13 protein-coding genes are annotated in these 12,621 nt (G+C 63.9%); 6 read left to right on the forward strand and 7 right to left on the reverse strand.

Annotated elements, in window-relative coordinates:
* Positions 1 to 98: 98 nt before the first annotated feature.
* Positions 99 to 2,129 carry an NADPH-dependent 2,4-dienoyl-CoA reductase gene (locus AB0J29_RS10265; RefSeq protein WP_364782432.1) on the reverse strand — a complete coding sequence of 677 codons (2,031 nt, stop codon included), beginning with the start codon at positions 2,127 to 2,129 and terminating at the stop codon, positions 99 to 101.
* Positions 2,126 to 2,734, reverse strand: a complete 609-nt coding sequence (locus AB0J29_RS10270) for a PadR family transcriptional regulator (protein WP_364782436.1) — start codon at positions 2,732 to 2,734, stop codon at positions 2,126 to 2,128. The genes AB0J29_RS10265 and AB0J29_RS10270 overlap by 4 nt, the downstream gene beginning before the upstream one ends.
* A gap of 183 nt (positions 2,735 to 2,917) precedes the next feature.
* Here AB0J29_RS10270 and AB0J29_RS10275 point away from each other — a divergent pair, with 183 nt between their 5' ends.
* On the forward strand, positions 2,918 to 4,240 hold the full coding sequence (locus AB0J29_RS10275) for an MFS transporter (RefSeq protein WP_364782828.1): 1,323 nt from the start codon (positions 2,918 to 2,920) through the stop codon (positions 4,238 to 4,240).
* A 158-nt stretch (positions 4,241 to 4,398) separates the two neighbouring features.
* Here the strand turns inward: AB0J29_RS10275 and AB0J29_RS10280 are convergent, their stop codons facing one another.
* Positions 4,399 to 5,016 carry a TetR family transcriptional regulator gene (locus AB0J29_RS10280; protein WP_364782439.1) on the reverse strand — a complete coding sequence of 206 codons (618 nt, stop codon included), beginning with the start codon at positions 5,014 to 5,016 and terminating at the stop codon, positions 4,399 to 4,401.
* Positions 5,017 to 5,198: 182 nt separating this feature from the next.
* Here AB0J29_RS10280 and AB0J29_RS10285 point away from each other — a divergent pair, with 182 nt between their 5' ends.
* Genes AB0J29_RS10285 through AB0J29_RS10295 form a run of 3 tightly spaced genes read left to right on the forward strand, consistent with a single transcriptional unit; the run spans position 5,199 to position 7,732 of the window.
* Positions 5,199 to 6,257 (forward strand): FAD-binding oxidoreductase, encoded by a 1,059-nt coding sequence (locus AB0J29_RS10285; RefSeq protein WP_364782442.1) that lies wholly within the window; start codon positions 5,199 to 5,201, stop codon positions 6,255 to 6,257.
* Between the two features lie 20 nt (positions 6,258 to 6,277).
* Positions 6,278 to 7,426 (forward strand): acyl-CoA desaturase, encoded by a 1,149-nt coding sequence (locus AB0J29_RS10290; protein ID WP_364782445.1) that lies wholly within the window; start codon positions 6,278 to 6,280, stop codon positions 7,424 to 7,426.
* On the forward strand, positions 7,427 to 7,732 hold the full coding sequence (locus AB0J29_RS10295) for a hypothetical protein (protein WP_364782448.1): 306 nt from the start codon (positions 7,427 to 7,429) through the stop codon (positions 7,730 to 7,732).
* 22 nt (positions 7,733 to 7,754) lie between these two features.
* Here AB0J29_RS10295 and AB0J29_RS10300 read toward each other — a convergent pair whose 3' ends face one another.
* Positions 7,755 to 8,291, reverse strand: a complete 537-nt coding sequence (locus tag AB0J29_RS10300) for a DUF4254 domain-containing protein (protein ID WP_364782451.1) — start codon at positions 8,289 to 8,291, stop codon at positions 7,755 to 7,757.
* Positions 8,292 to 8,730: 439 nt separating this feature from the next.
* Between AB0J29_RS10300 and AB0J29_RS10305 the strand changes: the two genes are divergently transcribed.
* Together AB0J29_RS10305 and AB0J29_RS10310 are read left to right on the forward strand one after the other, a co-directional pair.
* Positions 8,731 to 9,009, forward strand: coding sequence for a hypothetical protein (locus tag AB0J29_RS10305; RefSeq protein WP_364782454.1), 279 nt, complete (start codon positions 8,731 to 8,733; stop codon positions 9,007 to 9,009).
* Positions 9,010 to 9,178: 169 nt separating this feature from the next.
* Positions 9,179 to 9,853, forward strand: coding sequence for a DUF4389 domain-containing protein (locus AB0J29_RS10310; protein ID WP_364782457.1), 675 nt, complete (start codon positions 9,179 to 9,181; stop codon positions 9,851 to 9,853).
* Between the two features lie 36 nt (positions 9,854 to 9,889).
* Here the strand turns inward: AB0J29_RS10310 and AB0J29_RS10315 are convergent, their stop codons facing one another.
* The 3 genes from AB0J29_RS10315 to AB0J29_RS10325 form a co-directional block, all read right to left on the reverse strand.
* The gene (locus AB0J29_RS10315; protein WP_364782460.1) at positions 9,890 to 10,753 is read right to left on the reverse strand and encodes an ATP-binding cassette domain-containing protein; all 864 of its coding nucleotides are present in this window, start codon (positions 10,751 to 10,753) and stop codon (positions 9,890 to 9,892) included.
* 128 nt (positions 10,754 to 10,881) lie between these two features.
* Positions 10,882 to 11,715, reverse strand: a complete 834-nt coding sequence (locus tag AB0J29_RS10320) for an ABC-2 family transporter protein (RefSeq protein ID WP_364782463.1) — start codon at positions 11,713 to 11,715, stop codon at positions 10,882 to 10,884.
* A complete protein-coding gene (locus tag AB0J29_RS10325; RefSeq protein ID WP_364782466.1) occupies positions 11,708 to 12,562 on the reverse strand; it encodes an ABC-2 family transporter protein in 855 nt (284 codons plus the stop codon). The genes AB0J29_RS10320 and AB0J29_RS10325 overlap by 8 nt, the downstream gene beginning before the upstream one ends.
* Between the last annotated feature and the right edge of the window lie 59 nt (positions 12,563 to 12,621).

Raw genomic sequence — 12,621 nt, forward strand, 5'->3', positions numbered from 1 at the left:
GGAGTGCGCCGTCTCCCGTGCCGCGCACGGAATCGCGGGGGTGAAAATGGGCGCGGTGGACGGGGACCACGAGGGTGACGGCACGGTGGGTGGCGCCGCTACAGGCGCGCCGCGAGTCGTGTGCCCTGGTCGATCGCGCGCTTGGCGTCGAGTTCGGCGGCGAGGTCGGCGCCGCCGATCAGGTGGATAGTGGCACCGGCGGCGCGCAGCGGCTCTTCGAGTTCGCGTACGGATTCCTGGCCCGCGCAGATGATGACATTATCGACCGGGATCAGTTGGGGGCGTTGGCGTTTCTCGCCGAAGCTGATGTGCAGGCCGTTGTCGTCGATGCGTTCGTAGTTGACGCCGCCGACGTGCTCGACGCCTTTCGCCTTCAGCGCGGCGCGGTGCACCCAGCCGGAGGTCTTGCCGAGATCCTTCCCGAACGGGGTCGACTTGCGTTGCAGCAACACGACTTCGCGGGTGGCGGGGGCCGGCCTGGGCTCGGTGAGCTGGCCGCGGGTGTGTTCGTCGGCCGAGTCGACGCCCCACTCTTGCTTCCACTCGTCGAGCTCGAGGGCGGGATGTCCGTCGACGGTGAGGAATTCGCTCACGTCGTAGCCGATGCCGCCCGCACCGATGACGGCGACGCGCTTGCCGACCGTCTGCTCCTCACGCACCAGTTCGGCATAGGACAGCACCATCGGGTGGTCGATGCCAGGAATATTCGGAATGCGCGGGCGCACACCGGTGGCCAGCACGATCTCGTCGTAGCGCGCGTCGAGCAACTCCGCCGCGGTGACCCGCTTGTTCAGGTGCAGAGTCACGCCGGTGACCTCCAGCATCCTGGTGTAGTAGCGGATCGACTCGTTGAACTCCTCTTTGCCCGGAATCCGGCGGGCAATATCGAACTGCCCGCCGACCTTGTCGTCGGCCTCGAAAAGGTCGACTCGGTGCCCACGTTCGGCGAGATTCACCGCCGCCGACAGCCCGGCCGGCCCCGCGCCGACCACCGCGACGCGCTTGGTGCGCCGTGTCGGCAGCAGCTTCAGTTGGGTTTCATGGCCCGCCCGCGGATTCAACAGGCACGAGACCGTCTTGTGCTGGAAGGCGTGGTCCAGGCACGCCTGATTGCAGGCGATGCAGGTATTGATCTCGTCGACCCGGTTCGCCCGCGCCTTGTTCACCCATTCCGGATCGGCGAGGAACGGCCGCGCCAGCGAAACCAGTTGCGCATCACCGCGCGTGAGGATCTCCTCGGCGATCTCGGGCATATTGATCCGGTTGGACGCGCAGACCGGAATGTTCACTTGCGCGGTGATCTTCGCGGTGAATTCGACGAATGCCGCCCGCGGCACCGAGGTGACGATGGTCGGCACCCGCGCCTCGTGCCAGCCGATATCGGTATTCAGAATGCTGGCGCCCGCAGTCTCTAGTTCCTTTGCCAGCGTGACGATTTCGTCGAACGTCTGCCCCTGCTCGACCAATTCGGCCATGGACAAACGGAATACGATGATGAAGTCCGGGCCGACTGCGGCACGGGTGCGGCGCACGATCTCCACCGCTAGGCGGCGTCGGTTCTCCGGGGAGCCGCCCCATTTGTCGGTGCGTTTATTCGTGCGCGGCGCGAGGAACTGGTTGATGAAATAGCCTTCACCGCCCATGATTTCGCAACCGTCGTAGCCCGCGAACTGGGCCAGCCTCGCGCAGCGCACATAGTCATCGATGGTCTGCTCGACCCCGCGCGCGGAGAGCTTGCGCGGCCGGAACGGATTGATCGGCGCCTTGATCGAGGATGCCGAAACACTGTTCGGCATATAGGAATAACGGCCGGCGTGCAGGATCTGGATGGCGATCTTGCCGCCTTCTTCGTGTACGGCCTTGGTGATCACCCGGTGCCGGTAGGCCTCGGACTTATTGGTGAGTTTCGCGCCGAACGGCAGCAGCCAGCCGGTGCGATTCGGCGCATAGCCGCCGGTGATGATCAGACCCACTCCGCCACGGGCCCGTTCGCCGAAATAGGCGGCGAGCCGGTTGGTATCCCAGGCGCGATCTTCCAGCCCGGTATGCATCGACCCCATGATCACGCGATTGCGCAGCGTGGTGAAGCCGAGATCGAGAGGCTCGAAAAGATGGGGGAACGAACTCATCGCTGAGTCTCACCTTTCTTCGGGTCCGCATGCTGGGCTGTTGCACGAGGTTGCAGGGCTTGCAGTACTTCGTCGCACCATTCGACGAATCCGGACTCGACGCGGATGCCCGCACGCAGCACGAGGTACTGATGCAATGGGGCACCGGAGAGCTGATCCGGTGCCGGGCTCTGTCCATCGGGGGGCGACCCCCCGAAATCGCGTTTCTCGATGAGTCGAAACAACTCGAGGCGTTGATTGTGCTGCTCGCGATGCCGGGCGACCTCATCACAGAGCGCGCCGATATCGCCGTATGCGGCGGCGCGGATCTTCACGCCGAGTTCATTGCGCGGCATCGAGGTATCGGTCGGAGCGGCGATCCAGCGCGCCAGTTCGGCGCGGCCCGCCTCGTTCACCGAGTAGACCTTCTTATCCGGCCTGCTCTCCTGGGCGACCGTCTCGCTGCTGAGCCAGCCGGATTCCTCCATGCGCTTGAGCACGCGATAGATCTGCTGGTGGGTGGCGCGCCAGAAGAACCCGATGGACTTGTCGAAGCGGCGCGCCAGCTCATACCCCGAACCGGCGCGCTCGGTCAGCGATACCAGCAGCGCATGTTCGAGTGCCATGACGCCAGGCTATCGTTACACTCGGTACTATGCAACTGAGTGCATACTGAGGATGGTATCGGTTGTTGGCCCGCCTGCCGACGGAATCCGCATTAGGCTGCGCCCATGAGCGCCACATCGCGCAGCGATTTCGATGAGGGTGGTGGCCGGGTGACAGACGAGTCCGGGGTTGAAGCACGGGCGATGGTCGGGCAGGCCGCCGGGCGCGCACAAGTCGTGGCATGGGGGTTGTGGGACTGGGGGTCCTCGGCATTCAATGCCGTGATCCTGACCTTCGTCTTCTCGGTGTACCTCACGGATAAGGTCGGCGACGATCTGCCGGGCGGTGTATCGCCGAGCGCGTGGCTCGGCTGGGCCCTCGGCATCGCGGGTTTCGTGGTCGCACTCACCGCGCCGATCTGCGGTCAGCACTTCGACGCGAGCGCGAAACGCAAACGCTCACTCGGCGTATTGACCGCGCTGACCATTCTGACGATGACACTGATGTTCTTCGTCCATGACGACTACCACCATTTCTGGCTCGGCCTCGTGCTGCTCGGCTTCGGCTCCGCATTCTTCGAACTGGCAGGCGTGCCCTACAACGCCATGCTGCGTCAGGTCTCCACCCCTGCCGATGTCGGTCGGGTCTCTGGATTCGGTTGGGCCATGGGCTATTTCGGCGGCATCTTCATCCTGCTGATCAGCTACTTCGGTTTCATCTCCGGTCACGGTGATAACCGCGGCCTCCTCGGCGTGCCCACTGATAACGGTACGAATATCCGATTGGTCGTGCTGCTGGCCGCCGTCTGGTTCGCCGCCTTCGCCCTGCCGGTGCTCTTCGCTGTACCCGAATTACCGCATACCGATGCCGATCCCGGCGCGGCGAAGGCTGGATTCTTCGGCTCGTACCGGGTGCTGTGGCGGGATCTGCGCGAGTTGTGGGCCGTGGATCGACGCACCGTCGGCTTCCTGGTCGCCGCCGCGATCTTCCGCGACGGTCTGGCCGGTGTATTCACCTTCGGCGCGATCCTGGCCGTGCGGGTTTACGGTATCGCCGACTCTGATGTGTTGCTGTTCGGCATTGCCGCGAATGTCGTTGCGGCACTTGGCGCGCTCGCCGCGGGCCGATTCGACGATCGCCTCGGTCCGAAGATCGTGATCGTGACATCGCTGGTCGCCATGGTGATATGTGGCATCGCGCTGTTGATCGTGTCCGGTCCGGTCATGTTCTGGATCTTCGGCCTGCTGCTCACCATCTTCGTCGGGCCGGCCCAATCCGCCGCCCGTTCGTTCCTCGCCCGGCTGGCCCCACCCGGCCGCGAGGGGCAGATGTTCGGCCTCTACACGACCACCGGCCGCGCTGTATCCTTCCTCGCTCCAGCACTTTTCGGCTTCTTCGTCTGGGCCTTCGACACGGACCGCGCGGGCATTGTCGGCATTCTGGTGGTCCTGACCGTTGGTGTCGCTGCCCTGCTGCCCGTCCGCAGCCCGGACTGCATACCCGAGTCGGGGACATTCCCGCCGTAGCGTGACCGGCGATTTGTCTACCGAATTAGCCTGGCCTTCTCAGTAGAATTCAAGGGCTCGCCATGGCACGTCTGGCGACCTACCGGGACCGCGAAATCGGCGACGAACTCCGGGCATTGCTGGCAGACCTGTTCAGCCGCATGGGGGATCGGTAGTCGCTACTCTCTGTTCGGCCGCCAGACGGCCATGCCGAGCGTGATGAGACGGACCTGACTGGTGGTGCGATCGATGATCGCGGATTGGTCGCGCGGGGTGGCGGCGACGTAGTCGGCAATGCAGTCGGCGACCGTGGAGACGATGAGATCGGCGGCCAGTTCGAGGTCTTCGGGGGACCACGAGTCCAGTTCCGGGATGCGGGAGAGATCGACGACCAGTTCGCGCACGATCAATTGCAGCTCGAGTGCGATGGCGTGTCGCAGGGCGGCCGAGCCGCCGCGGCGTTCGCGAGTGATGAAGCCGAAGAGTTCGCGCTTGACGGCGACCTGATCGAAAACGAAGCGCACGGTCTCCAAGAGTCGAGCATCGGGCGTGCGACGCAGTTGCCGCAGGGCCAGGCGTAGCGCCCGAATGCCCTCGTCGACCAGGGCCGCGCCGAGATCGTCGAGTGAGGCGAAATGCCGATAGAACGCGGTCGGCACAATGCCCGCGGAGCGGGCGATCTCCCGCAGGCTCAGCGCACCGAAGCCGCGCTCGGCGGCTAATGCGAGCGTGCCGTCGAGCAGGGCCTGTCTGGTGCGCTCCTTGCGTTCTCCCCGGGTGGCTGCGGTCTCGGTCATCACCGTGAGCTTACAGCTGTTCACCATTCGTCCATTCCGAGGATGTAGTTCGGGTCACATCAATTCCTGGTTGACACTGCCCCCGGTCCGTCGGTCACACTAGTTGAGTGTACAGGCGTGCACTGAAATCTTGGTCAATGACGGTTCGGGGCACGCCGCAGCCCGAAAGCAGAGGCATCCGCATGGTGGGACTCATCGACCTGGTGCAAACCCTGACCACACCGCACTCGCTCGACCGCTACCTGGAACTCGTCCGCCCCACACTGACGGTTCGGGAGTTGCGGGCGGAGATCACCCACGTCCGCCGCTCGGTGCCGGGTTCGGTGACGCTGACCCTGCGCCCCACCCGGCAGTGGCGCGGCCATGTCGCGGGGCAATACGTGCGGATCGGCGTGGTAATCGACGGTATCCGGCACACCAGGTGCTATTCACCGGTCAATCCGGCGGGGCGGCGCGACCGGCATCTGCAATTGACGGTCAGCGCGCATCCGGGCGGCCTGGTATCGCAATACCTCTACCGCAATGCCGTGCCCGGCATGGTGGTCAGCCTGGAGCCGGCCGCCGGTGTCTTCCGGCTGCCCGAACTACGCCCCGAACGGGTGCTGCTGATCAGCGGCGGCAGCGGCATCACCCCGGTACTGTCCATGCTGTGCACGCTGGCGGATGAGGGCTATCCGGGCGAACTCGCCTTCCTGCACTATGCGAAATCGCCTGAGACGGTGCCGCATCGGGCCGAGCTGGAGGCGATTGCGCAGGTGCGCAGGAACTTCCGCATCGAACTGCGCTATCCGAGCGATGGCTCCGGTTATTTCGATAACGACCAACTCGAACGCGTCGCACCGTGGTTCGCCGATGGCGAGACCTACGTCTGCGGGCCACCGGGCCTGATGGCCGCAGTGCGCAAGATTTTCGAGGCGGAGCAGCTGGGCGAGCGGCTGCACACCGAGGAATTCACCCTGTCCACCACCCCCGTCGACGCCGATGCGGCATTCGGCACGGTCAGCTTCTCGGCCAGCGGCCGCAGCGCCGAGAACAACGGCGCGGTCCTGCTGGAGCAGGCCGAGGCCGCGGGTCTGACACCGGAGTACGGCTGCCGGATGGGTATCTGCTTCTCCTGCACCGCGGTTCGGCGCACCGGCTGCACACGCAACGTGCGCACCGGCGAAACCGATAGCGATCCGGATCAGCCCATCCAGCTCTGCATCAACGCGCCCGTCGGCGATGTCGACATCGATATCTGACAAGGCAAGGGATCACAGCAATGACAATTCTGACCGAAACGAAAGACGGCCCGCTGGTGCTGAGCCCGGACCAGGTCGAGGAACTCGGCCGGGCCCTCGACGACCTGCGCGCTCGCGTTGTCGCCGATCTCGGCGATAGCGATCGCGAGTACATCTACTCGATCATCAAGGCACAGCGCGGTTTCGAGATCGCCGGCCGCGGCCTGATGTATCTCGGCTTCCTGCCGCCGTTCTGGCTGGCTGCGGTAGCCGCGCTGAGTGTGTCGAAGATCCTGGACAATATGGAGATCGGCCACAATGTCATGCACGGCCAGTACGACTGGATGCGCGAGCGCGGCCTGAATTCCCGTGAGTTCGAATGGGATACGGTCTGCCCGGCGGATCAGTGGAAGCATTCGCACAACTACATGCACCACACCTTTACCAATATCCACGGCGTGGATCGTGATATCGGCTACGGCATCCTGCGCATGACCGAGGGCCAGCAATGGAATCCGCTGCGACTCGGCCAGCCGCTCTACGCCCTCGCGCTGATGGTGCTGTTCGAATGGGGTGTGATGGGCCATGACCTGGAAGTGGAGAACATCCTCCGGGGCAAGAAGAGCTGGTCGGAGATCAAGCGATTGCTGAAAGGCCAGTGGCGCAAGGCCGGTCGGCAGGTGCTCAAGGACTACATCGTCTTCCCGGCATTGACCGGCCCGCTGTTCATCAGCACACTCGCCGGAAACGTCGCCGCGAATCTGGTGCGCAACCTGTGGGCCTTCTCCATCATCTTCTGCGGCCACTTCCCCACGGGCGTGCAGACGTTCACCGAAGAAGAGACCGCCGAGGAGACCCGCGGTGAATGGTATGTCCGGCAGATGCTCGGCTCGGCCGATATCACCGGTGGCAAGCTGTTCCACATCATGTCCGGCAATTTATCGCACCAGATCGAGCACCATCTGTTCCCGGATCTGCCCGCGAACCGTTATCCGCAGATCGCCCCGCAGGTCCGGGCGCTGTGCGAAAAGTATGGAATGCCCTACCACACCGGTTCGCTCGGTAAGCAAGTCGGATCGGTCTGGCTGAAGATATTCGAACTGGCACTGCCGCCGTTCTTGGTCGGGAAGGATTCCACGTCCGGTGTTATCGTGATGCGACAACGGAACACAACCGAAGTGGGTGTGTGAATGATCGGGAAATTCGAAAGCAACAAGGATCTGATTCAAGAATTGACTTCCTCTGGTGCGCGGCACGTCGGAAATATTGCGAACATCATCGCCGGCACCGTCGCGGAGGTCACTCGGGAGATCGGTGAGTGGATCACCGACGCCATCGAGATGAACGAGGCCGCGGCCGCCGCGCGCAAAGATGCCGCGGCGCAGCGCGCCGATGAACTCGTCGACGACGAGGCCGATGTGTCCTATGACGCGGAAGTCGAGCCGAGCACCTCGTTCGTCGACGCGGAAGTGGTCGAGCCCCACAGCGATCGATAGGGGGCTGGAGAACCCCGGGTGATCACCACACCGGCAGCCTGCGCCGGTGCTCGGTCACATCGGTGATCAGGTCCTTGTACCCGTCGGCCAGTTCGGCCAACCGGCTCCACTGCAGCTGGGCGTCATCGTCCAACTGCAGTGGATGCGGCGGCTCGATCGATTCCGACATACCCAATGCATGTTGTGCCGCAACCCATTTCGCCGCCATTCGATCGATGACGGCGCCCAGGGTCTCGGTGTGCAACGAGGCGCCGGTGCGGTGCTGCACATTGTCGGCGACCCAATTGTCGATGTGGCCGACCAGTTCGGTGCGCTGTACGTCGACGTGGTCGACGAGTTGCAGGCACTGCGCGACGCATCCGCTCGACACGCCCGGCGCATGCGCCGCCCGCAGGGCATCGCGCCTGCGTTCATGGCATTCGACCAGTTCGCGTCCCGCGTCCAGCACACGGTGCCGGTGTCGATTCGGATCGTGGGGTTCGCGAAATGCGCGCAGTAGCGCCGATGGCGATGGCAGCTCGTCGGCTCCGATACGACCCGTTGCGTATTCGGTAGGCATGATGCACGCCCCTGCGGTGACGATGGGTGTGTATTTGGATGCGCCAGGGCCGAGGAGGATTTCATGGAGGGGCACCCCTCGGCTCCGGCGCAGCCCCGCACCCGGATCGCCGCCCACACAGCCATCAGCACGCCAAAGAAACCGGGAAATCCGCGACGATGCGATGAGGAAGACGGCCCGAGAAAATCGGGACCTTTTCAGGAAAGCGCGATAGTCGAATCGGCGCAATAGTATGGTGTAAAAGCAGATGAGCTGCCGGGAAATCGTTATGATCCGTTACGGATCGGTCACATATCTGCCGACATTCCGACCCTCGGGAAATCGCTGAGCGCATGGGCAGCAACCACTTCGGGGGAGTGCGAGCGCGACATCGTTCGATCGACTAGCCTCGGTGTTTGTGCCCGCCTATGTGTCTTCGCCCGAATTGACGTTCGGGTTCATGTTCGCGCTGGAAGATCCGGAGCGAATTGCCGAGGTGGTGCGCACGCTCATCATCCGCAAGACGGTGTCGGTATTCCGACTCGCGCGCCTGTCCGACGACGACGGACCGCCGGAACGCTATGTCGTGAACTGGGCGGTGATTCCGCAGATCTCGATCACCACCAGTGCCCCCGACCCGGACGAGCTGGAGGCCGGGCAGATCATGCTGGTGAACGCCTTCCTCGGTGAGGAGGGCGAGGTCAGTCTGTACTCGGCCCAGGGGCAGGCGCCGAGCTGAGGCCCGCGGCAGGGCCGTTGCGGCACTGCGCGATTCGCCACGGCGGCAGCCACCTTTTCGTTGGCGTGTCGGTATCGGAATGTGGTGTGACCCGGACGTTCGCTACGGGACAATCAGGACATTCCTCCCGTTTGTCGAGGCATCGAAGCACCTGGAAGGAGCATTGATTATGGAGCCCGAGAACACCGTCGCTGCGGCTAGCCCGGCCAATCCGGTTCGTGTCCGAGGAGATCTCGATCCCGCGCTATCGCGATGGATGTGGTTGGTCAAATGGATCCTGGCCATCCCACACGCCATTATTCTGGTTTTTCTGTACATCGCGTACGTGATCGTCTCGGTGGTCGCATTCTTCGCGATTCTGATCACCGGTAACTATCCGCGCGCACTGTTCGACTTCAATGTCGGCGTCATGCGGTGGGGCTGGCGGGTCGGCTTCTACGCTTACTCCGTGCTAGGCACCGATAGGTATCCGCCGTTCAGTCTGCAGTCCGACCCGGATTATCCGGCGGACTTGGAGATCGACTATCCCGAGCAGCTGAGTCGTGGTCTGGTGCTGGTGAAATGGTGGCTGCTGGCCATTCCGCACTACCTGATCCTCGGTGCGATTTTCAGTGCGAGTATGGGCGGCAGGGATGACTGGGGCGGATTCACGCTGGCCAACGCGCTGCTGCTGGTCGCGGTGGTGGCACTGCTGTTCACGGCGGTTTATCCGAAGGGGCTGTTCGATTTTCTGCTCGGCCTGCACCGGTGGGCCATCCGGGTGGGTGCGTACGCCTCGCTGATGCGTGACGAATACCCGCCGTTCCGGCTCGACCAAGGAGCTCGGGAACCCGAAAACAACTGAATATCAACCGAATCGGGAGCCGGACACCGGCGTCGGTCACCAGGCGGATTCATAGATCCGCCGGACGACGTCCTCGATGTCCGGCTCCTCTATGGACAGGTCGCGAACCTCGGCGCGCTCGGAGACGGCAGCGAGAACCTGTGCGGCGGTGGTCGATTCGGCATCGAAGGCCAATCGCTGGCGCATGCCGCCGCCCTCGCTGGTCAACAGCTCGGCGCTGGGCACATCGTCGAGATTGCGGGTCGGTTCGGCCAGATCGACGACCAGCACCCGCCGGGCACCGACCCGCGCCGCGAGTCCGGTCAGTGAACCGTCGTACACCAGACTGCCGCGGTCGACGACGAGCACCCGATCACAGAGCCGTTCGATATCGCCCATATCGTGCGTGGTCAGCAACAGGGTGGTGCCGCGCTCGGAGCGTTCGGCGCGTAGGAACTCACGTAACCGCTGTTTCGACAGCACATCGAGGCCGATGGTCGGCTCGTCGAGAATGACCAGTTCGGGGGAGTGCAGCAGCGCCGCGGCGACCTCGGCCCGCATGCGCTGCCCGAGCGAGAGCTGACGCACCGGAGTGTCCAGCGTCTCGGCCATCTCCAATTGTTCGACCAACTCGTAGGTACGTTTCTGCGCGACATCGGATTCCAGCCGATGGATCGCGGTCAGAATCGAAAATGATTCGCGCAGTGGTAGATCCCACCACAGCTGGGAGCGCTGCCCGAATACCACCCCGATCCGGGCGGCGAGTTCGCGCCGCTGTCGCACCGGGTCCAGGCCGCAAGTGCGCACAGTGCCTGAGGTAGGGACCAGGATCCCGGTCAGCATTTTGATTGTGGTCGACTTGCCCGCCCCGTTCGCGCCGATATAGCCGACCGCCGAACCGCGTTCGATGCGAAACGTCATCCGGTCGACCGCGGTGAGCGTTTCGCGGCTGTGTCGCCAGCGCCGCCCGTTTCTCCGAAATAGAGTGAATTGCCTTGTCAGGTTGTCGACCTCGATGATCGAGTCCGATAACTCACTGTCCGCCACGCTTATCCGCCGCCTCCCTGATAGTGCCGAGTGCCCAGTCGCCACAGACCCAATGCGAGCAGCCACACCCACAGCGCCGCCAACGGTGCGCACCAGGCCAGCCAGGCCGGCAGCAGCGGGGGGCCGGGTAGGTGCAGCAGTGCGATGGTCGGTAGGTACGCGGTGAACGCGACCGGAATGGCGAGGCCGAATACCAGCTTCAGCGATGTCGGAAATACCGAAGCCGGTTGCATGGCGGCGAAGGAGCCGCCGTAGGTGAAGCTGTTGGTCAGTTCGGCACCGTCGATCAGGTAGAACTGCGCGCCGGCGGCGCAGACGAACAGGCCGCCGAAGAGGGCGATGCCGCTGAGCAGGGTAGTCGTCAGCAGCGCGAGAGTTTGTGGACCCCAGGTGAGATCGTTGCGAACGAGACCGAGTCCGAGGACGATGATCGCCACCGAGGCACGGGCGAATCGACGCAGCGAGATGTCGCTGGTGATGAGCTGCAGCAGGAGTGGCTGGGGTCGTAGGTGATAGGCGTCGAGCACGCCGAGTCGGATGAGCGTCGGTAGTGAATCCAGGTGGCCGAACAGGACTTGGGCCAGTGCGAATCCGGTGTTGCTGAGACCGAACAGCAGGAGTGCAGCGTCGAGATCGAGCCCGCCGAGCAGATGGACATTGTGGTAGATGACCCACACCTCGACGAATTCGACGATGCCGATCAGGAAGGCGCTGAATATCTCACTGGCGAAGGACAATCGGTATGCGCGCTGGGCTCGCATCCGCGAGCGCAACACCGCGGCATAGGGAGTGAACCAGGTGCCGGCCGGTGGGGGCGTATACGGGGGCTCAACCACCCTGCACCTCCAGTCTGCGGCGCCCGGCCACCAGCAGCGCCCGGCCGACCGCGCCGACCGCGAGTACCCAGAACGCTTGCGCGGCGACGACCATCACGGCATCCATCCCGGTGACCCGACCCGACAGGACATCGATCGGCGACTGCAGGATCGATGGGAACGGAGTGGCATGCGCGACGGTACGGAGCCATGCCGGGAACATGTGGACCGGCACAAACAGCCCGGCCAGAAACGTGCCGCAAATCTGGTATAGCACTCGGAGCCCACGGGTTTCCACCACCCAGAATCCGATCAATCCGACGGCGAAAAGGCAGAGAAATGACAACGCGACGGCCAGCAGCACGCTGACCAGCCCGAGCACGTAGGGCCCCGGCGTACCCGGCATGACCAGTCCGAAGGTCAGGATGCCGACCAGTACGCTCGGCACGCCGCGCGGCAGGAAGGTGCACGCCGCGCGGCCGAGATCGATGGCGAGATAGCTGAATTGGACATCGACCGGACGCAAGAAGTCGATCGCGATATCGCCGTTCTTGACCCGATCCACCAATTCCAGTGGTGGTCCCATGAATTGGGTCGCGCCGAGCAGTCCCTGGGATAGCCAGACGTAGGCGCCGATCGATCCCGCGTCGTAACCGCCGAAGCCGCCGGAGGCCCGCACCGCCGAAATCATCACCGCCGCGCGCACGAATCCGAAGACGCAGTTGGTGAACAGGCCGGCGAACATCGCGAGTTTGTACTGGGATTGGCGCCGGAAGCCGGCTCGGATGAGGTACAGGTACAGCCGCGCGGTTCGGAGTGCGTGCAGTGCGGCGAGTTGCGATCTGTTGCCCTCTACTTTGCCCCGCACAAACGGTTGACTCTACGGCGCGTTGGGGGACGCGCGGTAGGTCAGCGCGCGATTTTTGG

The organism is Nocardia sp. NPDC049707 (assembly GCF_040674855.1).
GTDB lineage: Bacteria > Actinomycetota > Actinomycetes > Mycobacteriales > Mycobacteriaceae > Nocardia.

Bases quoted from the DNA above. Each gene is read 5' to 3' on its own strand.
- AB0J29_RS10285 (WP_364782442.1), top strand. From the start codon at position 5,199: ATGGTGGGACTCATCGACCTGGTGCAAACCCTGACCACACCGCACTCG.
- AB0J29_RS10310 (WP_364782457.1), top strand. From the start codon at position 9,179: ATGGAGCCCGAGAACACCGTCGCTGCGGCTAGCCCGGCCAATCCGGTT.
- AB0J29_RS10280 (WP_364782439.1), bottom strand. From the start codon at position 5,016: ATGACCGAGACCGCAGCCACCCGGGGAGAACGCAAGGAGCGCACCAGA.
- AB0J29_RS10295 (WP_364782448.1), top strand. From the start codon at position 7,427: ATGATCGGGAAATTCGAAAGCAACAAGGATCTGATTCAAGAATTGACT.
- AB0J29_RS10290 (WP_364782445.1), top strand. From the start codon at position 6,278: ATGACAATTCTGACCGAAACGAAAGACGGCCCGCTGGTGCTGAGCCCG.
- AB0J29_RS10315 (WP_364782460.1), bottom strand. From the start codon at position 10,753: ATGACGTTTCGCATCGAACGCGGTTCGGCGGTCGGCTATATCGGCGCG.
- AB0J29_RS10265 (WP_364782432.1), bottom strand. From the start codon at position 2,129: ATGAGTTCGTTCCCCCATCTTTTCGAGCCTCTCGATCTCGGCTTCACC.
- AB0J29_RS10300 (WP_364782451.1), bottom strand. From the start codon at position 8,291: ATGCCTACCGAATACGCAACGGGTCGTATCGGAGCCGACGAGCTGCCA.
- AB0J29_RS10275 (WP_364782828.1), top strand. From the start codon at position 2,918: ATGGTCGGGCAGGCCGCCGGGCGCGCACAAGTCGTGGCATGGGGGTTG.
- AB0J29_RS10270 (WP_364782436.1), bottom strand. From the start codon at position 2,734: ATGGCACTCGAACATGCGCTGCTGGTATCGCTGACCGAGCGCGCCGGT.
- AB0J29_RS10305 (WP_364782454.1), top strand. From the start codon at position 8,731: ATGTTCGCGCTGGAAGATCCGGAGCGAATTGCCGAGGTGGTGCGCACG.